Source organism: Mesorhizobium sp. M0676 (assembly GCF_040320535.1).
Classification (GTDB): domain Bacteria; phylum Pseudomonadota; class Alphaproteobacteria; order Rhizobiales; family Rhizobiaceae; genus Mesorhizobium.
This window is the reverse complement of the sequence record NZ_JAMYPU010000026.1, coordinates 17,409-40,631: the sequence shown is the minus strand read 5'-3', so window position 1 is coordinate 40,631 and position 23,223 is coordinate 17,409. Positions and strand designations below refer to the sequence as shown.

The 23,223-nt window shown below is 64.0% G+C and carries 23 protein-coding genes; 16 read left to right on the top strand and 7 right to left on the bottom strand.

Going from position 1 to position 23,223, the window contains the following annotated elements; genetic code table 11:
* Window positions 1-63 precede the first annotated feature (63 nt).
* Complete coding sequence (locus tag NKI35_RS24475; protein ID WP_023670169.1) at window positions 64-327, top strand: hypothetical protein; 264 nt, start codon at window positions 64-66, stop codon at window positions 325-327.
* Window positions 324-590 carry a DUF1488 family protein gene (locus NKI35_RS24470; RefSeq protein ID WP_352741663.1) on the top strand — a complete coding sequence of 89 codons (267 nt, stop codon included), beginning with the start codon at window positions 324-326 and terminating at the stop codon, window positions 588-590. The genes NKI35_RS24475 and NKI35_RS24470 overlap by 4 nt, the downstream gene beginning before the upstream one ends.
* Window positions 591-633: 43 nt before the next feature.
* On the opposite strand, the gene NKI35_RS24465 is transcribed toward NKI35_RS24470, so the two are convergent.
* Complete coding sequence (locus NKI35_RS24465) at window positions 634-825, bottom strand: hypothetical protein (protein ID WP_023684535.1); 192 nt, start codon at window positions 823-825, stop codon at window positions 634-636.
* A 7-nt stretch (window positions 826-832) separates the two neighbouring features.
* Window positions 833-1,042, bottom strand: coding sequence for a hypothetical protein (locus NKI35_RS24460; protein ID WP_023684534.1), 210 nt, complete (start codon window positions 1,040-1,042; stop codon window positions 833-835).
* 217 nt (window positions 1,043-1,259) lie between these two features.
* On the opposite strand from NKI35_RS24460, the gene NKI35_RS24455 reads away from it, so the two are divergent.
* The gene (locus NKI35_RS24455; RefSeq protein WP_023670173.1) at window positions 1,260-1,667 is read left to right on the top strand and encodes a DUF3168 domain-containing protein; all 408 of its coding nucleotides are present in this window, start codon (window positions 1,260-1,262) and stop codon (window positions 1,665-1,667) included.
* A 6-nt stretch (window positions 1,668-1,673) separates the two neighbouring features.
* On the opposite strand, the gene NKI35_RS24450 is transcribed toward NKI35_RS24455, so the two are convergent.
* Window positions 1,674-2,060, bottom strand: a complete 387-nt coding sequence (locus NKI35_RS24450) for an ester cyclase (RefSeq protein ID WP_023692811.1) — start codon at window positions 2,058-2,060, stop codon at window positions 1,674-1,676.
* Window positions 2,061-2,340: 280 nt separating this feature from the next.
* On the opposite strand from NKI35_RS24450, the gene NKI35_RS24445 reads away from it, so the two are divergent.
* The 8 genes from NKI35_RS24445 (at window position 2,341) to NKI35_RS24410 (ending at window position 9,508) form a co-directional block, all read left to right on the top strand.
* Window positions 2,341-2,601, top strand: coding sequence for a hypothetical protein (locus NKI35_RS24445; protein ID WP_023692812.1), 261 nt, complete (start codon window positions 2,341-2,343; stop codon window positions 2,599-2,601).
* An 82-nt stretch (window positions 2,602-2,683) separates the two neighbouring features.
* On the top strand, window positions 2,684-3,349 hold the full coding sequence (locus tag NKI35_RS24440) for a response regulator transcription factor (protein WP_023670175.1): 666 nt from the start codon (window positions 2,684-2,686) through the stop codon (window positions 3,347-3,349).
* Window positions 3,333-4,751: an ATP-binding protein gene (locus NKI35_RS24435; RefSeq protein ID WP_023821067.1), complete on the top strand. Its 1,419-nt coding sequence runs from the start codon at window positions 3,333-3,335 to the stop codon at window positions 4,749-4,751. Before NKI35_RS24440 ends, NKI35_RS24435 begins: the two co-directional genes overlap by 17 nt.
* Window positions 4,752-4,925: 174 nt before the next feature.
* Window positions 4,926-5,369: an RT0821/Lpp0805 family surface protein gene (locus NKI35_RS24430; protein ID WP_352741662.1), complete on the top strand. Its 444-nt coding sequence runs from the start codon at window positions 4,926-4,928 to the stop codon at window positions 5,367-5,369.
* Between the two features lie 85 nt (window positions 5,370-5,454).
* Complete coding sequence (gene ccmI, locus NKI35_RS24425; RefSeq protein WP_352741661.1) at window positions 5,455-6,609, top strand: c-type cytochrome biogenesis protein CcmI; 1,155 nt, start codon at window positions 5,455-5,457, stop codon at window positions 6,607-6,609.
* Between the two features lie 3 nt (window positions 6,610-6,612).
* Window positions 6,613-7,056, top strand: coding sequence for a cytochrome c maturation protein CcmE (ccmE, locus tag NKI35_RS24420; RefSeq protein ID WP_023670179.1), 444 nt, complete (start codon window positions 6,613-6,615; stop codon window positions 7,054-7,056).
* Window positions 7,056-9,047 (top strand): heme lyase CcmF/NrfE family subunit, encoded by a 1,992-nt coding sequence (locus NKI35_RS24415; RefSeq protein ID WP_023692815.1) that lies wholly within the window; start codon window positions 7,056-7,058, stop codon window positions 9,045-9,047. Before ccmE ends, NKI35_RS24415 begins: the two co-directional genes overlap by 1 nt.
* Entirely contained in the window at window positions 9,044-9,508 is a 465-nt protein-coding gene (locus tag NKI35_RS24410) for a cytochrome c-type biogenesis protein (protein WP_023670181.1), read from the top strand. Before NKI35_RS24415 ends, NKI35_RS24410 begins: the two co-directional genes overlap by 4 nt.
* Here NKI35_RS24410 and NKI35_RS24405 read toward each other — a convergent pair.
* Together NKI35_RS24405 and NKI35_RS24400 are read right to left on the bottom strand one after the other, a co-directional pair.
* Entirely contained in the window at window positions 9,505-9,813 is a 309-nt protein-coding gene (locus NKI35_RS24405; RefSeq protein WP_023692816.1) for a type II toxin-antitoxin system RelE/ParE family toxin, read from the bottom strand. The genes NKI35_RS24410 and NKI35_RS24405 overlap by 4 nt on opposite strands.
* On the bottom strand, window positions 9,810-10,079 hold the full coding sequence (locus NKI35_RS24400) for a CopG family ribbon-helix-helix protein (protein ID WP_023670183.1): 270 nt from the start codon (window positions 10,077-10,079) through the stop codon (window positions 9,810-9,812). Before NKI35_RS24400 ends, NKI35_RS24405 begins: the two co-directional genes overlap by 4 nt.
* A gap of 191 nt (window positions 10,080-10,270) precedes the next feature.
* Between NKI35_RS24400 and NKI35_RS24395 the strand changes: the two genes are divergently transcribed.
* From NKI35_RS24395 to NKI35_RS24375, 5 genes are all read left to right on the top strand, one after another.
* Window positions 10,271-11,824, top strand: coding sequence for a Do family serine endopeptidase (locus tag NKI35_RS24395; RefSeq protein WP_023670184.1), 1,554 nt, complete (start codon window positions 10,271-10,273; stop codon window positions 11,822-11,824).
* Window positions 11,825-12,076: 252 nt separating this feature from the next.
* The gene (locus NKI35_RS24390; protein ID WP_023670185.1) at window positions 12,077-12,751 is read left to right on the top strand and encodes a response regulator transcription factor; all 675 of its coding nucleotides are present in this window, start codon (window positions 12,077-12,079) and stop codon (window positions 12,749-12,751) included.
* Between the two features lie 107 nt (window positions 12,752-12,858).
* Entirely contained in the window at window positions 12,859-14,334 is a 1,476-nt protein-coding gene (locus NKI35_RS24385) for a sensor histidine kinase (RefSeq protein ID WP_352741660.1), read from the top strand.
* Between the two features lie 11 nt (window positions 14,335-14,345).
* Complete coding sequence (locus NKI35_RS24380) at window positions 14,346-17,300, top strand: bifunctional [glutamine synthetase] adenylyltransferase/[glutamine synthetase]-adenylyl-L-tyrosine phosphorylase (protein WP_502897168.1); 2,955 nt, start codon at window positions 14,346-14,348, stop codon at window positions 17,298-17,300.
* A 64-nt stretch (window positions 17,301-17,364) separates the two neighbouring features.
* Entirely contained in the window at window positions 17,365-17,838 is a 474-nt protein-coding gene (locus tag NKI35_RS24375) for an EF-hand domain-containing protein (protein ID WP_352741658.1), read from the top strand.
* Between the two features lie 104 nt (window positions 17,839-17,942).
* Here NKI35_RS24375 and NKI35_RS24370 read toward each other — a convergent pair whose 3' ends face one another.
* Both NKI35_RS24370 and pepN read right to left on the bottom strand, forming a co-directional pair.
* Window positions 17,943-20,264, bottom strand: coding sequence for a PAS domain-containing sensor histidine kinase (locus tag NKI35_RS24370; protein ID WP_352538488.1), 2,322 nt, complete (start codon window positions 20,262-20,264; stop codon window positions 17,943-17,945).
* A gap of 309 nt (window positions 20,265-20,573) precedes the next feature.
* Complete coding sequence (gene pepN, locus NKI35_RS24365; RefSeq protein WP_352741657.1) at window positions 20,574-23,213, bottom strand: aminopeptidase N; 2,640 nt, start codon at window positions 23,211-23,213, stop codon at window positions 20,574-20,576.
* Between the last annotated feature and the right edge of the window lie 10 nt (window positions 23,214-23,223).

Here is a 23,223-nt window from a genome sequence, read left to right as displayed (position 1 = left end):
CCAAAGCGACTATTTATATCGTAAGTTCGATTTCACAATTTCAGGCACGAGGAGATTTATGCGATGGCCGAAGGCAATCAGAGCATCATGGAAAAAGCTGAAGCCCGCTTCATGGACAAGCAGAAGAAGACGGCCGAGCGCAACAAGGCAACCTCCGACTACATGTCCGAAGCGAGGGCCAGGGAGATCAAGACGGCAAGGCTCAGGGAATTGCGCCTGGCCAAGGAAGAGGCCGACCGCGTCGCGGAAGCCTTGAACCCGACACCGAAGAAGAAGCGGGCGACAGTCAAGAAAGCCGCCGCCGCGCCGAAGGGGGGCACGTCATGAGCCTGACATTCCCCAATCCAAGTCGCTTCTATGACGAGGCCGGCAAGCGCATCCGCTTTGTCGGCCACGACGGCATGTTCCAGATTTCCTTCTCTGTCGCAGCCGATGCCCTCTCGAAGGCGCCATCAGGGACGGCGACCGCGGAAGCCACCTATCTGGCGGCTTTCGACACCGCGTCCAGCTGCATCCATGACATTGCCAGCAAGGCCTACGCCCGCACCCGCAAGAGCATATATGTGCTCACAGCCGCGGATTTCGGTTAGCGCGCGTTCGTCTTGCAATCAGAGCGGCTGAGATCAGCGTGCGTCAGGACTTGCGGTCGGCTTTTGCCCGCCGCTTGACGTCCCGGCTGTTCAGGCGGTCGGCCATCGCTTCCGCATCGCGCAAATTCATGGCCACCATTACCTGTTGCTTAAGCTCGACAGGCTGGCCGGTGAAGATGTCGAAGATAGTCCAGCTCTCGGGCTCGTCCATGCGCAACGCGTAGCGGTTTGTCATATCGGCATCAGGCCTTTGACATGAAAAATGCCGCCGCCAGGATCAGGATTGTCCAGGCCACCACCGACAGCTTCAAGGCCAGGCCGCCATGCATTGAAAGTATCTCGCGCATGCGCAGGGCCACGGTGCTCTTCGACAGGGCGGGTGCTGCCGCAATCGCGACCGGGGGCTTGACGCAGAGCTTTCCAAAAGCCGGCAGCAGCGGTGGCGTTCGCATGAAATGACCTCGAATTGCCGGAGAAAACAGGGCTCCTCATAACACCCCTCTTGAAACTCCCCGCATGCCAAATAGAACCCGGTCCGTGAAAGGGCCATGCCGCCCGATTCGCCGTCTTCCATCAGGCGGATCGTCATCTGGCGAAATCCGTGCAACGCGGTTAGGTTGCGCGCGAAACTGAGGTTGTTCAAAGCGTGACAGGCGAACGGAGACGACGATGACGGCGCCCGGCGATTTGCTGCAAGCCTTGTTCATGAGATTGAAGAGCGATGCCTCGCTGACGGCGCTGCTCGGCGGCGCCGGGTTGCGCGAGCAGGCGGCCGACAGTGCCGCCTTCCCTTATGTGACCTATGGCAGGACCAGCGCATTCGATCTGGACACCGGCGCCGACAATGATGACGACCAGCTCATCACGCTGCATGTCTGGTCGAAGGCGCAAGGCGAGGCCGAGACGCGTCTGATTATGGACAGCATCCGGGCGCGCCTTGACGGCGCCGCTTTCGCCACCGGCTCGCGCGACCAGACCCGCCTGTCGCTGGAGTTCGCCGAGGCCCGCTACGACGAGGACCTGGCGCTCTACCACGGGGTGCTGCGGATACGCGCTCTCACCGAACAAAGTGATTGAAGCAACCTAGATCTGCGCCTGGATCTCGGCCTTGTCGATGACTGACCACACCTCGCGGATGCGACCCTCTCCGAATTCGTAGAAAACATTCTCAGCGAACGACACGCGCTTGCCGTTCACCGGCAGGCCGAACAGCACGCCCTTGGGATGACAGTCGAAATGCAGGCGCGCCGCCACGCGCGGCGGCTGGCAGACCAGCAGTTCGATGTTGAAGCGGAGGTCGGGTATCGCCTCGAAATCGCCTTCGAGCATACGGCGATAACCCGACAGGCCGAGCATTTCGCCATTGTGCTGCACCTCGTCGCCGACAAAGTCTCCAAGTTTCGCCCAGTCCTGGTCATTCAGGCAAGCGATATAGCCCCGGTAAAGGTCGGCAAGGTCTTTATCCGTCATGCGCACTCCGATGATTTGGCGTTTCCCGCGCTATTTAGGGCGGCCCTTCAGAATGGTCTCGCCTTGACCTGTTCCCAATCTGGCTGCGAATTGAGAACCTGCGCGCAAACACCATAGCCGCGCAGCCGGTTTTCCGGTTATGAATCCATTGCCCGGTCTGAGGGACTGGGCGGTAGGATCGCATTCATTCGTTGCGCGCGCAGGGGGGTATTGCGGGGATGGATTTTCACCCGTTCACCGTTCATTTCACGTTCAGCACAGTTGCGTTACAACGCCGACCATGAAAACGCTTCGCTCTCATGTCAGAATCGCGATACTGGCGCTCACAGCGGCCGGCCTGTTGGCGTCGCAAGCGACGCCGGCAGCCGCGGCGGATTGCTACGCGATCGGCCAGCAGGTTGCCGAGCAGAATGGCGGCACGCTGGCCAAGGCTTCGCAGACGACGCGTGGCGGCCAGGAGGTCTGCGTCATCGTCGTGCTTGTGCCGGGCAAGGACGGCCAGCGTCCGCGCCGTTCCGAGATCGTCGTCCCGGCGAACTGATCCAATCTTCCCTCTTGCAGGGCTCGTTTCCCAGACCACCGGAATCGGCCTATATCTGACCCATCAACAGGCCTGACCGATCATGCGCGTACTCGTCGTAGAAGATGACAAGGATCTCAACCGGCAGCTGGCCGACGCGCTGGTCGATGCCGGCTATGTCGTCGACCGCTCCTATGACGGCGAGGAGGGGCATTTCCTCGGCGACACCGAGCCCTACGATGCCGTCGTGCTCGACATAGGCCTGCCGCAGATGGACGGCATCAGCGTCGTCGAGCGCTGGCGCCGCAACGGCCGCAAGATGCCGGTGCTGATCCTGACAGCGCGCGACCGCTGGAGCGACAAGGTGTCGGGCATCGATGCCGGCGCCGACGACTATGTCACCAAGCCGTTCCACATCGAGGAGGTGCTGGCCAGGGTGAGGGCGCTGATCCGCCGCGCCGCCGGCCATGCCTCGTCCGAGCTCACTTGCGGGCCGCTGCGCCTCGACACCAAGGCCTCCAAGGCCGATGTCAACGGCGTGCCGCTGAAGCTGACCTCGCATGAGTTCCGCCTGCTGGCGTATCTGATGCACCATATGGGCGAGGTGGTGTCGCGCACCGAGCTGGTCGAGCATCTCTACGACCAGGATTTCGACCGCGATTCCAACACCATCGAGGTCTTTGTCGGCCGGCTGCGCAAGAAGATGGGCATCGACATGATCGAAACCGTGCGCGGCATGGGCTATCGCATGCGTGAGCCGGAGGCGTAAGGCGGAACCGCTCCCCATACCAGCAAGGAAGCCTTTTTCGGCGCGGCTCTGGCCGCGCTCGCTGGCCTTCCGCGTCATCGGATTTTCCACGATCTGGGCGATCCTCACCCTGATCGTCATCTTCACTCTGATCACCACGCTCTACCGCCAGGCCAGCGAGCGCGGCTTCGACAGCCTGCTGTCGGCGCATCTGTTCAATCTGATCGGCTCGGTCGGCGTTTCCGAATCCGGCCAGCTCACCGGTGCTCCCGACCTTGGCGACCTGCGCTTCTCGGAGCCGAATTCGGGCTGGTACTGGTCGGTGGAGCCGGCTTCCGAAGGCGTGCACGGCAACCTTCATTCGTCCTCGATGACCACGACGATCCCGTCGCCGACCGTTGCCGAGGTGCCTTTCAATTCCAGTTTCCAGCGCAGCTATTCCACCGACGGCATCGGTGACGAGGAACTGCAAGTGTTCGAAAGCGAATTCGTCCTCGATGCCAAGAACCGCGCCGCGCGCTTCCGCGTAATGGGCAACAAGACCGAGCTCGAGCACGAGATCGCCACCTTCCAGGGCCGCCTGTTGACCTATCTCAGCCTGTTCGGCGTCGGCATGATCGCCATCAATGCGATCGCCATCCTGCTCGGCCTGCAGCCCTTGCGCCGGGTTCGCAACGCGCTTGCCCAGGTGCGCGAAGGCACGGCGCAACGGCTCGACGGCCAGTTTCCCGCCGAGATCGAGCCGCTCGCCAACGAGACCAATGCGCTGATCGAAAACAACAAGCGCATCGTCGAGCGTTCACGCACGCAGGTCGGCAACCTCGCCCATTCGCTGAAGACGCCGCTCGCAGTTTTGATCAACGAGGGCCGGGCGCTCGGCGGCGCCAAGGGCCAGCTCATCGCCGACCAGGCCGCCTCGATGCAGAAGCAGGTCGACCATTATCTGCAGCGGGCTCGGGTCGCCGCGCAGCGCGACAGCGTCGTCTACCGCACGCCGGTGACCCCGCTGGTGCAGCGCATGGTGCGCGTGCTGCAAAAACTCAAGCCTGATGTCAGCCTGTCGCTTACGCTGCCGGCGGCCGACATCGTCTTTGCTGGCGAGCGCGAGGATTTGGAGGAACTGGTCGGCAACCTCCTCGACAATGCGATGAAATGGGCAAGGAGCACTGTTGCCGTATCCGTCACGCCGGCCGCAGCCGGCCTGTTCGAGCTATCGATCGAGGATGACGGTCCCGGCATCCCCGAGGACAAGGCCCGCGATGTTTTGAAACGCGGCCGGCGCCTCGACGAGACAAAGCCGGGAACCGGGCTCGGACTTGCCATCGTTGCCGACCTCGTCAACGAGTATGGCGGGGCGCTGGCGCTGGAACGCTCCACGATGGGCGGGCTGAAGGCGGTTGTGCGCTTGCGGAGCTTGCAATGATGTACTGCCCAGGGCCAATCGACACGGCCGAATGCCTGTGTTATGGCGGCCCCTCGATTGCGCAAAAGCCGTTAAGAACGGCCAAATTTCCGACAAATATCAATAGTATGACGTCCTGACGCCCCCGATGACGCGGCCCCCAGCGCATCCCGTTCAAGAAAACCGGTTGTTGGCATGAAGATTCGCGTTGCGCTCGTTTCCGCACTGCTCGCTCTTTCCGGCTGCGGAACGCTGGGCAAGGGCAGTGGCCCGGATATCTCCATCACCAACCCGCCCGCGTCGCCTCCTTCAGGGGCCAAAGTCGCGACGACGATCATCTCGGCCATGGCCGGCGGGCTCGTCGGCGGATCGATCGGCAGTGGCCTGGACAGCACCGAGAAGCGCAAGGCGCTCGAGGCGGAATACAAGGCGCTCGAATATACGGCGAGCGGCCAGAAGGTGACGTGGAAGAGCGACAGTTCGGCTCATTCCGGCGAAGTCGTCGCGGCCCAGCCCTACCGCGTCGGCTCGCAGGATTGCCGCCAGTACACCCATACGGTGTTTACCGGCACGGCCGGCCAGACCGCGCGGGGCACCGCATGCCGCAACGCCGACGGCAGCTGGACGCCGCTGACCTGAACATTGGGCCGGGGTCGGAATCCCGTCAAAGCGTCGCAGCACCCTCATGTTGTGAGAGCAGGGCTCTCGCTCTATTGGAAGAACCATGCTGTTCTGGGTCATAGCCGCAATCCTCACGCTGGGCGCAAGCCTGACGGTGCTGCTGCCGCTGACCAGTGGCGGCAAGGACGCTCCGACCAGCAGCGACCACGACCTCGAAGTCTATCGCGACCAACTGGCCGAGCTTGAGCGTGACGCCGCGCGCGGGCTGATCCAGCCGGCGGAAGCCGAGGAGGCGCGCGCCGAAATCGCCCGCCGCATCCTTCGCCTGGGAGATGTTGGTCAAGCCAATGTCGGTCAAGCCGATGCGCCTGGCACGCGGCAGCCGTCAAAGGCGGCAAGGCTGGTGGCAACGGCTGCGGTACTGGCGGTCCCTCTGCTCAGCTGGGGCCTTTACAGCCAGCTCGGCTCGCCGGATCTGCCGTCACAGCCGCTTGCCGAACGGCTGGCCAAGAATCCGGCCGATAGTTCGGTCGACGAGTTGGTGGCGCGCGCCGAGGCCCATCTTGCCGCCAACCCTGGCGATGGACGCGGCTGGGACGTGCTCGCCCCGATCTATCTGCGCCTGCAGCGCTTTCCCGATGCCGTGACCGCCTATCGCAATGCCATCCGCCTCGATGGCGACACGGCTGCCCGCGAGGCCGGTCTCGGCGAAGCGATCGCCAATGCGGCCGGCGGCATCGTTTCGGCCGATGCGCAATACGCTTTCGAACAGGCGCTAAAACTCGACCCGGGAAACGCGAAAGCCTCGTTCTATTTGGCGATGGCGCTGGCCCAGGAAGGCCACATACCCGAGGCAACCACGGCTTGGCAGAAAATGCTCGATTCCCTGCCGCAGGATTCGCCATGGCGCGGAGCTGTCCAACAGGCACTGGCCGAGGCCGCCAACCGCAGCGTCGCGTCAGGAGAGCCCGCCAAAGGCCCCGACGCCGCAGCCGTCGATGCCGCCTCGTCGATGGCGCCGCAGGACAGGCAGGCCATGATCGAAACCATGGTCGCCGGCCTCGACGAAAAATTGCGGCAAAATCCGCGCGACACGGAAGGATGGATGCGGCTCATTCGTTCCTATGTTGTGCTGGGGAAGGCCGACCAGGCGCGCGACGCGCTGCATCGCGGTATTGCCGTGTTTGGCGCCGACAGTGAGGAAGCGAAGAAATTCACCGCCTTTGCCGCCTCGCTCGGCCTGACGGCGACGGAGTAGGACATGACGCGCAAGCAGAAGCGATTGTCGGTGATTGTCGGAGGTCTTGCCTTCCTCGGCGCCGCCACCGGGCTGACCTTCTATGCGTTGGGCCAGAAGGCCTCCTATTTCTATATGCCCGCCGATCTGACCACCGCCAGCTTGCAGCCGGGACAGCGCATCAGGCTCGGCGGCCTCGTCGAAAAGGGCACGGTCGTGCGCGGGCAGGGCGCGACGGTTGCGTTCTCGGTCACCGACACGCACAAATCGGTCAAGGTCAGCTATACCGGCATCCTGCCCGATCTGTTCCGCGAGGAGCAGGGCGTCATCACCGAAGGCAGCTTTGGCGCCGACGGCGTTTTCGTCGCCGACAGCGTGCTGGCCAAGCATGACGAGCGCTACATGCCCAAGGAAGTCGCTGACGGGCTGAAGGCCAAGGGCGTGTGGCAAGAGAGCAAGAGCCAGTAATGGTTGAGACCGGACACTTCGCGCTCGTCCTCGCCTTTGTGCTGTCGCTGGTGCAGACGCTGGTGCCGCTGATCGGCGCCCGTACCGGCAACCAGAGGCTGATGGCTGTCGGCGGTCCCGTCACGGTCACAGGCTTCGCGCTCGCGGCGCTATCGTTCGCAGCACTCGCCGGCGCCTATGCAAGTTCCGATTTCTCGGTGGCGAGCGTGTGGGAAAACTCGCATTCGCTGCAGCCGCTGATCTACAAGATCACCGGAACCTGGGGCAATCACGAAGGCTCGATGCTGCTCTGGGTGCTGATCCTGACCTTCTTCGGTGCGCTGGTCGCTGTCTTCGGCTCCAACCTTCCGGCGACGCTGCGCGCCAATGTGCTGGCCGTGCAGGGGGCTATCGGCGCCACCTTCTTCCTGTTCATCCTGGCGACATCCAATCCGTTCACCCGGCTCAATCCGGCGCCGATCGAGGGCCGCGATCTCAACCCGGTCCTGCAGGATCTTGGCCTCGCCATCCATCCGCCGCTGCTCTATCTCGGCTATGTCGGGTTCTCCATCTGCTTTTCCTTCTCGGTCGCCGCCCTCATCGAAGGCCGCATCGATGCCTCCTGGGCGCGCTGGGTGCGGCCGTGGACGCTGGTCGCCTGGATGTTCCTCACCGGCGGCATCGCGATGGGCTCCTACTGGGCCTATTACGAGCTCGGCTGGGGCGGCTTCTGGTTCTGGGATCCGGTCGAAAACGCTTCCTTCATGCCGTGGCTGGCCGGCACGGCTCTTCTGCATTCGGCAATCGTCATGGAAAAGCGCTCGGCGCTCAAGATCTGGACGCTGCTGCTAGCCATCCTCACCTTCTCGCTGTCGCTGCTCGGCACCTTCCTGGTGCGCTCCGGTGTGCTGACCTCGGTGCATGCTTTCGCCACCGATCCGACCCGCGGCATCTTCATCCTGTGCATTTTGACGCTGTTCATCGGCGGCTCGCTGGCCCTGTTTGCGCTGCGCGCCTCGCGGCTGACGGCCGGCGGCCTGTTCCACCCGATCTCGCGCGAAGGCGCGCTTGTCCTCAACAATCTGTTCCTGACCACGGCCACCGCCACCGTGCTGGTCGGCACGCTCTATCCGCTCGCGGTCGAGGCGCTTTCGGCCGGCAAGATCTCGGTCGGCGCGCCGTTCTTCAACCTGACATTCGGCCCGCTGATGGTGCCGCTGCTGGTCGTGGTTCCGTTCGGGCCGCTGCTAGCCTGGAAGCGCGGCGACCTCTATGCCGTCGCCCAGCGCCTGATGGCGGCTTTCGGCGCCGCTCTCCTGGCGATGCTGGTCACGGGGCTGTTCATCGACGGCGCGTCGGTGTTCGCCGCCCTTGGTGTCGGCCTCGCCTGCTGGCTGGTCTGCGGCGCGCTCACCGACCTCGCCGTCAAGTCCGGCTTTGGCAATGCGTCGCCCGCCATCATGCTGCGCCGTTTCGCCGGCCTGCCGCGTTCGGTGTTCGGCACTGCACTTGCCCATCTCGGCCTCGGGCTGACGACGCTCGGCATTGTCGGCACGCTGTGCTTCGGCACCGAAAGGATACTGTCGATGCATGCCGGCGAGAGCGTCGAACTCTCCGGCCACACGCTGCGTTTCGACGGCCTCTTCCCGGCGCAGGGTCCGAACTACAGCGAGCAGCGCGGCCGCTTTTCCCTGATCGGCGCCGATGGCGGCGTTTCAGCCGAAATCACCTCGGCCAAGCGCTTCTTTCCGGTGCGGCAGACGACGACGACCGAATCCGGCATCGAGACGATCGGCTTCAGCCAGCTCTATCTGTCGCTGGGCGATGAAGGCACCGATGGATCCGTCGTGGTGCGCCTGTGGTGGAAGCCGCTGGTGACGCTGATCTGGGGCGGAGCTCTGGTGATGATGGCGGGAGCCGCAATGTCGCTGCTCGACCGTCGCCTGCGGGTTGGCGCACCCTCGCGCCGCCGCAAGCAGGCAGCCTCCATGCCGTCGGCAGGCGCGCCGTGAGCACCAGGTTCTCGTTGGCCTCGCTCACCCTGCTTCTGGCGCTGCTGTTTGCCGGCGCGGCGCAAGCGGTGAAACCGGACGAGGTTCTCACCGATCCGGCGCTCGAGGCGAGGGCGCGGCTACTGTCGGAAGGCCTGCGCTGCATGGTCTGCCAGAACCAGTCCATCGACGAATCCGATGCAGACCTCGCCCGCGACCTGCGCATCCTGGTGCGCCAGCGCCTGGTTGCCGGCGATACCGACCAGCAGGTGATGGACTATATCGTGTCGCGCTACGGCGAGTTCGTGCTGTTGAAGCCGCGCTTCAGCCCGCGCAACGCCTTGCTTTGGGGCACGCCGGTGCTTCTGCTTCTAGTCGGCGGCATTTTCATTGTGCTGACCACACGCTCGCGCCGCTCGTTGGCAACCAAGGCGCTGAGCGCCGAGGAACAGGCGGCGCTGGACAAGATGCTGAGCGACTAGCTCGGCCATTCCTCCAAAGGCCAGTCCCGCGACGTGTGGATGACGCGCAGGATAACAATGCTCTGACGGCCGGCGATCAGGCGCAATTCATAGGCAATGATGTAGGGCAGGCGGCCGATGGGCTTCTCATAAGTGCCTGTTACCCGGCCAGGTCGGCCCGTCGCCATATCACCAAGGCCCCGGCCCATTTCACGGATACGGTCCGCGAGGCGTCGGGCGGCGGCAGGATTGTCCTGAGCGATAAAGGCAACTTGCTGCGTGAGATCGTCCAGCGCTTCTCGCGACCAGGTGACGAACCGCTTCACGCCTTGCCTGCGCGCCTGGCTTTCGCTGCTTCGATCACCGCGTCGACCTCCGCCATGGCGTCGTCGTGGGGCACGACGCGGCCAGCCTCTGCGTCGGCCATGCCACGTTTTATGCCTTCGATGATATCCAGCTCGCGATCGACATAGGCTGAGACCGCCTCGGCGGCGAGGAACGATTTACTACGCCTGGTATCGGTAGCGATCTGCTCCAGCTTCAGCTTGGTCTCGGACGAGACTCGAATGGTCATGGTGGTGCTTGCTGTCATTGTGAAAGCCTTGTGCTGAGTTGTGTACACCATAGGGCAGCAGGCGAGCGCAACCAAGCGATTTGTGCGTCCGCCCAACATTACAAAACTTTCATGCTTCGGAAATGGCGCGGTAATGTGCGCCTCTCTATTTCTCTTGTCCGAGGATGCTCTGCCTGAGCCGCATCCAGTGAAAAGAGGATATGAGACCCATGACTATCGCCCCCAACCCATATTCCCGCACCCGCAAGCGCCTGTTGGCCGCCGCCGCTTCGCTGGCCATTGCCGGCGGCATCGGTTTCGGCGCCGTTGCCACTGGTACAGCTCCCGTTCTGGCCGATGCCGTGCGGGTCGAAGCGCCCCAGGTGCCGGGCTTTGCCGATGTCGTCGAGCGCGTTTCGCCGGCCGTGGTCAGCGTCAAGGTCAAGGCCAAGATCGAGCCTGCCGCCGATGACGGCTCCGACCAGTCCGACGATCCGGACGGCATGAACAACCTCCCCGACAATCCGCAGCTGCGCCAGTTCTTCAAGCAATTCCGGGGCTTTGGCGATCAGAACGGCCAGGGCGGCGGCAATCGTCGCTTCAGCCACCGCGACCATAACAACGACCAGCCGCGTCCGGTGGCGCAGGGTTCTGGCTTCTTCATCTCCGATGACGGCTATCTCGTCACCAACAACCATGTCGTCGAGGAAGGCTCCGCCTTCACAGTGGTGATGAATGACGGCAAGGAGCTTGACGCCAAGCTGATCGGCACCGATCCGCGCACCGATCTGGCGGTGCTCAAGGTCGATGGCGTCGGCAAGTTCACCTATGTCGATTTCGCCGACGATTCCAAGGTTCGCGTCGGCGACTGGGTGGTGGCCGTCGGCAATCCGTTCGGCCTCGGCGGCACCGTCACCGCCGGCATCGTCTCGGCCCGTGGCCGTGATATCGGCGCCGGTCCCTATGATGACTTCATCCAGATAGACGCTTCGGTCAACCGCGGCAATTCGGGCGGCCCGACCTTCAACCTCAACGGCCAGGTCGTCGGCATCAACACCGCGATCTTCTCGCCGTCGGGCGGAAGCGTCGGCATCGCCTTCGACATTCCGGCCTCGACCGCCAAGCAGGTGGTGCAGGATCTGATGAAGAGCGGCTCGGTGCAGCGTGGCTGGCTCGGCGTCGAAATCCAGCCGGTTACATCGGACATCGCCGAATCGCTGGGCCTGAAGTCGCAGAACGGGGCTCTGGTTTCGGGCGCCCAGGACGGTGGCCCCGGCAAGAAGGCCGGCATCACCGCCGGTGACGTGATCACCCAGGTCGAAGGCAAGGACGTCGCATCGCCGAAGGAACTGGCTCGTCTGATCGGCGCCTACCCACCCGGCAAGTCGGTCGACGTCACGGTGTGGCGCGACGGCAAGAGCCAGACCATCAAGGTCGATCTCGGCACGTTGCCATCCACTGACAAGCAGGCCTCGGCCGACCCGCAGCAGCCCGCAGCACCGGCAAAGCCCGCCGCGCTGGCCGATCTCGGCCTCACCGTCACCAAGTCGGAAAACGGCAAGGGGCTGGTGGTGACCGATGTCGATCCCGACAGCGATGCCGCCGACCGCGGCATCCAGCCCGGCGATGTCATCACCTCGGTCAATTCGACGGAGGTGAACGGCACCGAAGACGTCGCCAAGGCGATGGCCGATGCGGTCAAGTCCGGCCGCAAGGCGGTGCTGATGCAGATCACCCGCGACGATTCAAACCGCTTCGTCGCGCTGCCAGTCGCCAAAGGCTGACATCACACAGTTTCCAGTGCGGCGGTTTCAACACCCCCGAGCCGCCGCACGGGAAAGCCAGGGGCCGAATGCGTTAGTCAGTCATCGTGTTCTGCCCCCGGCGGCAGCGGGCCCCCATCGCCCGCTGCCGCTCTAACGCAAAGCATGTCGCCCAAAGTGCACGGCGGTTTGGCAAAACGACATGCTTGAACGAAAGCTTTTGCGCTTATGGCGGCCTCTCAATCTTCCGGCGAAATCGCGTATAACGGCTCTATGAAGATTCTCGTCATAGAAGACGATCGCGAGGCGGCCGACTATATGCAGAAGGCCTTTGCCGAGGCTGGGCACACCGCCCATGTCGCCGGCGACGGCGAAACCGGCTTTGCGCTGGCCGATGCCGGCGACTATGACGTGATGGTCGTCGACCGCATGATGCCACGCCGCGACGGGCTCTCCGTCATTGCCGGCCTGCGCTCGCGCGGCAACACCACGCCGGTGCTGATCCTGTCGGCGCTGGGCGAAGTCGATGACCGCGTCACCGGTCTGCGCGCCGGCGGGGACGACTATCTGACCAAGCCCTATGCCTTTTCCGAATTGCTCGCCCGCGTCGAGGTGCTGAACCGCCGCGCCAGCGCCAGGGAGGCCGAAACCGTCTACCGGGTCGGCGATCTCGAGCTTGACCGGCTGTCCCATTCGGTCAAGCGCGCGGCGCGCGAGATCACGCTGCAGCCGCGCGAATTCCGCCTGCTCGAATATCTGATGCGCCATGCCGGCCAGGTGGTGACGCGCACCATGCTGCTCGAAAATGTCTGGGACTATCATTTCGATCCGCAGACCAACGTGATCGACGTTCACGTCTCGCGCCTGCGTGGCAAGATCGAGAAGGGTTTCGACAAGCCGATCCTGCATACGGTTCGCGGCGCCGGCTATATGCTGAAGAGCGGCTAGAGCATGATCCCAAAAAGTAGGTACCGGTTTTTGGAGAAGATCATGCTCCAACAAAGGGGTAGGTCATGATGAGATTTCAGCCAAATCTCATCATGAGCTAGAACTCGATGGCCCTTTCCCTGCCGGCCATCATGAGGACGACGGCGGCGCGGCTTTCAGCGCTTTATTTCCTGCTTTTCGCGCTATGTGCCGTGTTGCTGGTCTTCTACATGACGTCGTTGTCGGCCCGCATGCTGACCGGCCAGACCCAGCAGACCATCAATGACGAGGTGCTCGGCCTCGCCCGTGCCTATCAGAGCGGCGGCCTGCCGCGGCTGGTGCGCGTCGTCGAGCAGCGCTCGCGCCAGCCCGGCGCCAACCTCTATCTCATTGCCGACGTCAACGGCCAGATCCTCACCGGCAACGTGCAGAGCCTGGCACCGGGGGTGCTCGAGACCGATGGCTGGACGACCGAACCCTTCTCCTATCGCCGTTTCGGCGAAGGTGAGCTCGAACGGCAGCGCAACCAGGCTTCTGACCCGAATGGCGCGCAGCCCGGCGAGACCGAAATTCAGTCCGAGGGCGAGAAGGGCCACAACGCCATCGCGCTGGTGCTGCGGCTGCCCAACCAGATGATCATGCTTGTCGGCCGCGATCTCGGCGAACCCGAGCGCTTCCGCGCCGTCGTTCGCCGCGCCCTGATGCTGGCGCTGGGTATGATGGGAGTGGGCGGGCTGCTGATCTGGTTCTTTGTCGGCCGCGCCGCGCTGAAGCGCATCGATAGCGTCTCGGAAGCAAGCCGCCGCATCATGGGCGGCGATCTCACGGGACGGCTGCCGGTGACCGGCGCCGGCGATGAGTTCGACCGCCTGTCGGAAAACCTCAACACCATGCTGGCCAGGATAGCGACGCTCAACGAAGGGCTGAAGCAGGTCTCCGACAACATCGCCCATGATTTGAAGACGCCGCTGACCAGACTGCGCAACCGCGCTGAGGCGACACTTTCGGGCAAGCACAAGACCACCGACTACCGGCAGGCGCTGGAAGGCACCATCGCCGAATCCGACCAGCTGATAAAAACCTTCAACGCCATCCTGATGATCTCCAGGCTGGAGGCCGGCTATTCCTCGGAGAGCACCAGCAAGGTCGATCTCGCCGCCGCCGTCCGTGACGTTGTCGAGCTTTATGAGCCGGTCGCGGAGGAGGCTGGCGTGGTGCTCGAAACTGCCGCGGACGGGGATTTTTCCGTCGATGGCAACCGCGAGCTGATCGGCCAGGCACTGTCGAACATCGTCGACAACGCCATCAAATACTCGACCGATGCGGCGGAAAAGCCTGCCGTGCGCGTAGCCCTGCAGCGCGTCGGTCACGAAATCCGCCTTTCCGTTTCCGACAATGGCCATGGCATCCCCGATGACGCCGACCGCGCCAGGGCGACCGAGCGCTTCGTGCGGCTGGAAAAGAGCCGCTCCCAGCCGGGATCAGGCCTTGGTCTCAGCCTCGCCAAGGCGATCATGACTTTTCACAATGGCCGGCTTGAACTTCTGCCTGCCAATCCCGGATTGTCCGTTATCATGAGCTTCCCGGCGCGGGAGGACCATTGATGGCGGTGAGGATGGCTGCGAAACGGATCGAGACCGAATGGCGCCTGCAACTGGCGGCGCAGCTCGCGCCGCTGGATGAGACTCGCGCCCGGCGTGAACTGTCGGAGATCGCTGGCGATGCCAAGGACGAGAACCTGCCGCGTCTGGCGAAATTTCTAGGGGGCAAGGGCGCCGCACAGGAGTTTCTCGCTGCCGTCTTCGATCTCTCGCCCTTCCTCCGCGATGTCGCGCGCCGCCGGCCGCAAGTCCTCGACGCGCTGTTCGATGACGGTGTCGAGGCCAGGCTGACCAGCATTGCCGAAGCGATCGGCAAGGCCGCCTTTGCCGAGACCGTTTCCGAATCCAGCCTGATGATGGAACTCAGGCAGTGGAAGGGTGAAGGTCACTTCCTGATCGCACTTGCAGACCTCTCCGGCGAGGCCGATACCGCGCTGACGGTAAGGCGCCTCAGCAATCTCGCCGATGCCTGTACCTGCGCGGCGGTCGACTTCCTGCTGCGCGACGCGCACAGCCAGGGCAAGCTCAAATTGCCCGATCCCGAAAATCCGTCACGGCAATCCGGCTGGATCCTGCTCGGCATGGGCAAGCTTGGCGCGCATGAACTGAATTTCTCCTCCGACATCGACCTCGTCGTCTTTTTCGATCCGGATGCGCCGGCGATCGTCGATCCGCTGGACGCCACCGAGCTGTTTGCGCGCCTGACCCGCAGGCTGGTCCGCATCCTGCAGGACCGCACCGGGCACGGCTATGTCTTCCGCACCGATTTGAGGCTTCGTCCCGATCCAGGCTCGACGCCGCTGGCGATCCCGGTCGAGGCAGCACTTCGCTACTATGAGGCGCGCGGCCAGAACTGGGAGCGCGCCGCCATGATCAAGGCGCGTCCCGTGGCCGGCGATCTCGATGCCGGGGATGCGTTCCTGCGGGAATTGCAGCCCTATGTCTGGCGCAAATACATGGACTATGCGGCGATCGCCGACGTTCATTCGATCAAGCGCCAGATCCATGCCCACAAGGGTCATGGCGAGATCGCGGTCAAAGGACACAACGTCAAGCTCGGCCGCGGCGGCATTCGCGAAATCGAGTTCTTCGTCCAGACCCAGCAACTGATCGCCGGCGGCCGTTTTCCGGAGCTGCGCGGCCGCGAGACGGTGCCGATGCTGGGTGCGCTGGCGGCGCGCAACTGGATCACCGCCGATGCACGCGACGCGCTCACGCAGCAATATTGGTTTCTGCGCGGCGTGGAACACGCCATCCAGATGGTCGCCGACGAGCAGACGCATATTCTGCCCGACGATGATGAAGGGCTGGAACGCATCGCCCACATGCTGGGCTTTGCCGATGCCGCCAGATTTGCCGAAACCTTTCGCGCGGCTTTGCATGAGGTCGAGCGCCATTACGCCGCGCTGTTCGAGACCGCGCCTGAATTGTCGGCCGGCGTCGGCAATCTGGTCTTCACCGGCGATGTCGACGATCCCGACACGCTGCAGACCTTGCACGGCCTTGGCTTCCAGCGGCCAAGCGACATCTGCCGCGTGATTCGAGGCTGGCATTTCGGCCGCTACCGCGTCACCCAGTCTGCGGAAGCGCGCGAGCGGCTGACCGAACTGACGCCGGCGCTGCTCAAAGCCTTCGGCCAGACGCGCCGGGCCGACGAGGCGCTGGTTCGCTTCGACGAATTCCTCGCCGGCCTGCCCGCCGGCATCCAGCTGTTTTCGCTGCTGCAGTCGAATCCCGCCCTGCTGAAACTAATGGCGACGATCATGGGCGCCGCGCCTCGGCTGGCGGCAATCATCACAAGGCGCCCGCATGTCTTCGACGGTCTGCTCGACCCGGCGCTGCTCACCGAACTGCCCAACCGCGCCTATCTCTCAGCGCGGTTGGCCGCTTTCATCGATGGCGACAGGCCCTACGAGGATGTGCTTGACCGGCTGCGCATCTTTGCCTCCGAGCAGAAATTCCTGATCGGTGTCAGGCTGCTCGCCGGCTCGATCGACCCGGCGCGCGCCGGCCGCGCCTTTTCCGATCTCGCCGACCTCACCATCGACGCCGCATTGCAGGCGGTGACCACCGAATTCGCGCTGCGCCACGGCGGTATCGCCGGCGGCACGGTTTCGCTGCTCGGCATGGGTAAGCTCGGCAGCCGCGAATTGACGGCGGGTTCGGACGTCGACCTTATCCTGCTTTACGATCACGACCCGGATGCCGACGAGTCCGACGGCGACAAGCCGCTCGCACCGTCGCACTACTACACCAGGATGACGCAGCGGCTGATCGCGGCTGTCTCGGCGCCGACCGCCGAGGGCGTTCTCTACGAACTCGACCTGCGCTTGCGGCCATCCGGCAACAAGGGGCCGGTGGCGACCCATATCGACGCCTTCAAGAAATACCAGCGCCAGGAGGCCTGGACCTGGGAGCACATGGCTTTGGCAAGGGCTCGCGCCATCGGCGGTGACGCTGCCCTTTGCGCCGAGGTCGAGGCCGAGGTGGCGGCACTTCTGGCCTTGCCGCGCGACGCCGCCAAGGTGAGGGCGGAGGCATCCGAGATGCGCGCGCTGATCGAGAAGGAAAAATCGCCGCGCGATCTCTGGGACATCAAGCTCATCTCCGGCGGCCTCATCGACCTCGAATTCATCGCGCAGGTGGCGGTTATAACCGGGCAGGTCGAAGGCGGCCGCAGGGTGACCGCGACCGGCGAAATCCTGGCGCATCTGTCGCCGGATTTCGCCGAGGCTGACGTCAGGCAGCAGCTTTGCGAAGCCTACCAACTCTATCTGGCGCTGACCCAGATGACGCGGCTTTGCCTCACCGGCGCATTCGAACGCGATGACGTTCCGCCGGGACTGTCGGATCTGCTTCTGGCGGTGACTGACCTGCCGGATTTCGGTGTGCTGGAAGCACACCTCAAGGAGACGTCGCAAAAGGTCAGAAAGGATTTCGACCTTTTGCTTCGTACGAAACGGTTGTGAGGGCGTGAAGCGCTGGCGGCTGTTTCGGATCGCATCGGGGGTGACGATGCAACAGGAGATACCCATGAGAAAGACAACCGGACTTGCCCTTGCCTTCATCGCGCTTGCCGGCGCCGTCGGCACCACCGCCTATGCCGAGAACAATGCCAGCGCCAGAATGCGCGAGGGCACCATGATGCGCCTCGACAAGGCGATGAAGGATTCCAACGGCACCATCAGCTTCGACCAGTTTTCCGACGCCATGAACGCGCGGCTGAAGAAGCTGGTCGCCGATAATGGCGGCAAGCTGACAGTCGCCCAGCTCGCTGACGCGCTGGAGAAGGCGCGGTTCGAGGAAATGGCCAAGCGCATAGTTGCCCGCTACGACAGCAAGGGCGACGGCACGCTGACCACGGACGACATCACCGGGCGCGAGAAGAAGGTGTTCGCCATGCTCGACCGCAACAATGACGGCAAGATCGAGCGCAACGAAATCCCAAAGAAAGGCCGCATGGACCGCCACCACCAATGGGACGGCGGCGACGACAGCATGGAGTGAAATGGCGATATGTCTCCGGCGGCGAAAGCCGCCGGAGCCCTTGCATGACCGGGGCTACTCAGTCCTTGAACGCGGCGGAGAGCACCGCTCGCATTGGCGGGCCGTCAGGCCGCCGCCTTCACCGCCAGCGCCGGCTTCTTCACCGGAATGCGCACCGACACGATCGTGCCGACGCCTTCGGTCGAGCGGATTTTCAGCGCGCCGCCCTGCAGCTCGGCCAGCGAGCGCGAGATGGCAAGGCCGAGGCCGGAGCCGGCGTGGTTCTTCGAAAACTGGTTCTGCACCTGTTCGAAGGGGCGGCCGAGCTTGCTCAGTGCCTCCTTCGGAATGCCGCAGCCATTGTCCTCGATGGTCAGCACCAGCGCGCCTGACGTGTTGCGGGCGCGCACCGAGATATGGCCGCCCTGGCCGGTGAACTTCACCGCATTCGACAGCAGATTGATGGCGATCTGCTTGATCGCCCGGCGGTCGGCGAACAGCGTCATCGTATCGGCGATGCGGGTTTCGACCGTGATCGATTTCTCCGCCGCCTGCAGCGAGATCACCCGCACCGTCTCGCGGATCAGCGGGCAGAGATCGATTTCCTCGCGGTCCACCGAGAATTGGCCGGCTTCGATCTTCGACATATCGAGTATGTCGTTGATGACGCCGAGCAGATATTTGCCGCTGCCGTTGATGTCGTTGGCATATTCCTCGTAGCGCGGCGAACCGAGCGGCCCGAACAGGCCTTGTTCCATCAGTTCGGAGAACCCGATGATGGCGTTGAGCGGCGTGCGCAGCTCGTGCGACATGTTGGCTAGGAATTCGGATTTGGCCCGATTGGCGGCCTCGGCGCGCTCGGTTTCCTTCATATATTCGCGGTTGAGCTCGACCAGTTCCTTGGCGCGCTCTTCCTCGGCCCGGCGGGCGAGGCTGAGGTCGTGGATGGTCGCCATCAGCCGGCGCTCGCTGTCGACCAGCTTTTCCTGGTGCAGCTTGATCTGGGTGATGTCGGAGCCGACGGAGACCGTGCCGCCGTCCCGGGTCCTCAGTTCGTTGACCTGCAGCCAGCGGCCGTCGGAGAGCTGCCGCTCGAAGGTTGCGCCCCCTTGCGGCCCGTTGGTGTTGGCCAGCCGCCGTTCAGAGGCGAAGGCCAGCATGCGCTCTTCAAGCACGGCGCGCGCAGCGCCCGGCATGACGTCGCGGTCCGACAGGCCGTTGTCCTTCTGGTATTTGGAATTGCACATGATCAGGCGCTGGGCGGCATCCCACAGCACGAAGGATTCGTTGATGTTTTCGATTGCGGTCCGCAGGCGCAGGTCGGCCGCCTCCGAGCGCAGCGCCAGATGCCGCTGCTCGGTGACGTCGACGGCAATGCCGATCAGCTGGATCTCAGGCGCTTCCGGGTCGATCACCTGGGCCCTGGCGCGCATCCACACCCACTGGCCGTCGGCGTGACGCATCCGGAACACCTGGTCGATATGGTCGATCTCGCGCTCGACGATTTTGTTGGCCAGCTCGAACAGGTCGCCGTCCTCGGGGTGGATGATGTCGTCGACCTCGCCGAACGACAGCATCGAGTTGCAGGGCTCGTAGCCCAGCATGTCGTACATCGAGCGCGACCAGTACATCTTGCCGCGCACCATGTCCCAGTCCCACAGGCCGCAGCGACCGCGAACCAGCGCCATGTCGATGCGCTGATGGGCTTCGAGATAGATGCGGTCGGCTGTCTGGGCGCGCGATGCCTGGCCGAAATAAGCGTAGAGGATGATGATCAGCACGCCGGCTGTCAGCACAAACAGCGTGACGTTGAGCGAGACGGTCTTGCGCCAGTTGTCGAACGCCGCTTCCTGCGGCACCAGCACGGCGGCGGCGTTCTTGCGGTCCCGGGTCAGGCTCACCGCCGCGTACCAATCCTGGCCGCCGATGCTGACATCCATGACCCCGGCGCGGTCGCCGAACATGAACAGCGGCTGGCCGTCCAGCACCAGGCTGTCCAGCGATCGCCCTTGCCAGCCGGTCGACAGCGGCGACACGGCAATGATCTTGAAGGCGCTGTCGGTGATCACAAGCACATGGCTTCTGCCCATGGCGCCCTGGCGGCTCGTGCTTTCCAGAAGATCAATTGCACCGCTGGATGCCGCGGTCGGGTCGGCCGAGATTGCGTTCGCCATCTGGCCGGCGGCGAGACCTAGCACCGCCTTACCGTCGCGCTCGGCCTCGTCGCGCTCGTTCATCAGCGACAGCACGCGCAGTGCGGCGATGACGATCAGGAAGATGATGATGAGAGCCGGTATCGAACGGCGCAGAAGGGGTTCGGCAGCCAGGAGCCGCCGGTAGGCTGGTTCAGCGATGAGCCGCGTATTGCCGGCGAGGCCGTCGCCTCGCGCCTTGCGCCGCTCAAAAGCCGTCCCTTCGGGCGCGCCCCACGCGTCCGCCTTGGCCATAAATGGCACTCCCCGAATTTCCGTACGCTTGACGATCCGGCAACACCGCACATCCGAATCGTCTGTAAAGAATCAAAGGTGATTCGCCTTGTCCAGAGGCGCGGCCGAAAAACATTAAAAATTGATTGAAAAACGCTGAAATCCCTCCCCTTGAGGGGAGGGTGGCCCGAAGGGCCGGGTGGGGTCCTCGGCGAAGCGCTCGACTCTCTCAATCACGGTCGAAGTTGGTCGAGGTCGCGCACTGCCGCAACGACCCCACCCGTCCATCCGCCTTCGGCGGCTGTCCACCGTCCCCTCAAGGGGGAGGGATCAGGCCAGCGTTCGCTCCACAATGTCCCGCAAATCCGCCGACAGGTTCTCGGCACCGGCGATCGCCAGCAGCGCTTCCCTGGCCTTGGCTTGCCTGCCCGGCTCCAGCGAGCGCCACGAGCGCAGCGCTGTCGCCAGCCTGGCCGCCACTTGCGGATTGCGTTTTTCAACCTCGAGTACGGTCTGGGTAAAAAACCGGTACCCTTCGCCATCGGCGCGGTGGAAGCCGGTCTGGTTGGCGCTGGCGAATGTGCCGACCAGCGAGCGCACCCGGTTCGGATTGGCCATCGAGAAAGCTGCGTGACCAGTCAGCTCGCGTACCGTGTCGACTGTCCGGCGTCCCGGCACGCTGGCCTGGATCTGGAACCATTTGTCCATGACCAGCGGATCGGCGCCATAACGCGCCTCGAAATCGGCCAGCGCCTTGATCGCCTCCGGCGAACCGTCATGGCGGTGCGCAAGGACGGTCAGCGCTGCGGCGCGGTCGGTCATGTTGGTCGCGGTTTCGAAATGCCGGGCGGCGAGCGCAGCACCTTTCGGCAGCAGCGAGAGGTAGTCGAGCAGGATGTTGCGCAGCGCGCGGCGTCCCGCACTTGCCGCGTCGGGGCTGAACGGCCCGTCGCCGGCGAGGCGGCCGTATAGGTCGGTGAACGTTTGCTGATTGGCGCGCGCGATTGCCAGCGCCAACGCCTCGCGAGCGGCAAAGATGGCGTCGGGATCGATGTTCGTGCCGATGTCGCGGGCAATGTCGGCCTCGCCCGGAAGTGACAGCGCCAGCGCCCGGTAGGCAGGTTCCAGGGTCTCGTCGCCGGCGATCTTGCCGGCAAGTCCGGTCAGCCTGGCGGTGAAAGCCGGCTTCGCGCCGCCGAGGATCTGGCGGAAGGCCGCTATCAGCGCATCGGTGAGCAGCGTGTTGAACGCCTGCCAGCGCGCGAAGGCATCGCTGTCATGGCCGGCGAGGAAGAACTGGTCGTCGGCCTTCTGCTCGACCGAAAGTGTGATCGGCGCCGAAAAGCCGCGATTGAGCGACACCGCCGGCCGCTCGGCGACGCCTGAGAAGCGCACCATATGTCGGCGCTTGCGGATATGGATGACACCGTCTTCGACGGTGGCGCCTTCGACGCCGCCATAGGTGACCGGTTCGCCGCCGGCGCCGACCAAGCCGAAGGCGAGCGGAATGTGCATCAGGCGCTTGCGGCTCTCCGACGGTGTCGGCGGCACCGACTGCTCGATCTCGAGCGTAAACTCGCGCGTCGCCGGATTGTGCGTCGAACTGACGGTCAGGTTCGGCGTGCCCGCCTGGTGATACCAGAGCGCGAACTGCGACAGGTCGCGCCCGGAGACGTCCTCGAACACCTTCAGGAAGTCCTCGATCGTCGCGGCCTCGCCGTCATGGCGCTCGAAATAGAGATCCATGCCGGCGCGGAAAGCCTCGGCCCCGAGGATAGTGCGGATCATGCGCACGACTTCCGAGCCTTTTTCGTAGACGGTCGCCGTGTAGAAATTGTTGATCTCGCGGTAGCGGCGCGGCCGCACCGGATGCGCCAGCGGTCCCTGGTCCTCGGGGAACTGGTGTGCCCTCAGCGTGCGCACTTCGGCGATGCGCTTGACCGCGCGCGAGCGCTGGTCGGCGGAGAATTCATGGTCGCGAAAGACCGTCAGCCCTTCCTTGAGGCAGAGCTGGAACCAGTCGCGGCAGGTGATCCTGTTGCCGGTCCAGTTGTGGAAATACTCATGCGCGATGATCGCCTCGATATTGGCGAAATCGGCATCGGTGGCGGTTTCCCGGTCGGCCAGCACATATTTGTCGTTGAAGATATTGAGGCCCTTGTTCTCCATGGCCCCCATGTTGAAGTCGGAAACGGCGACGATGTTGAAGACGTCGAGGTCGTATTCGCGGCCGAAGGCCTGCTCGTCCCATTGCATCGAGCGCTTCAGCGCATCCATGGCGTAGCCGGCAAGCCCCTCCTTGCCTGGCTCGACATAGATGCCGAGTTCGACCTCGCGCCCGGACATGGTGACGAAACTGTCCGCAACCTTGCCGAGATTGCCGGCCACGAGCGCAAACAGATAGGACGGCTTGGGGAAGGGGTCGTCCCAGACTGCAAAGTGCCAGCCGTCGGCAAGCGCGCCGCTTTCGACCGGATTGCCGTTGGAAAGCAACAGCGGCGCTTCGTCCAGCCTCGCCTCGATACGCACGGTATAGACCGACAGGATGTCGGGGCGGTCGAGGAAATAGGTGATGCGGCGAAAGCCCTCGGCCTCGCATTGCGTGCAATAGACATTGCTGGAGCGGTAGAGGCCCATCAGCGCCTCATTGCTGGCCGGCGCGATCTCGGTCTCGAGCAGCAGCTGGAAACGGGCCGGCGGCCTCAAAATGGTCAGCTGGTCCGGCGTGGCGAGATACTCGGCCGGGGCAAGCTCGCGACCGTCGATGGCAATGCGCTTGAGCACCAGCCCGTCGCCGTCCAGCACCAGCGACGTCGAGGCGGCGGCGCCATCGCGGCGTTCGATCGTCAGCACTGCGGTGACACGCGTTGCGTCTGGCGAAAGGCGGAAGGTGAGGCCGGTTTGCGGGATGGAAAAGTCGTTGGGGCGGTAGTCTTCGAGCTTGAAGACCTGGCCGGTATCGGTTCGCATTCCCTTGGGT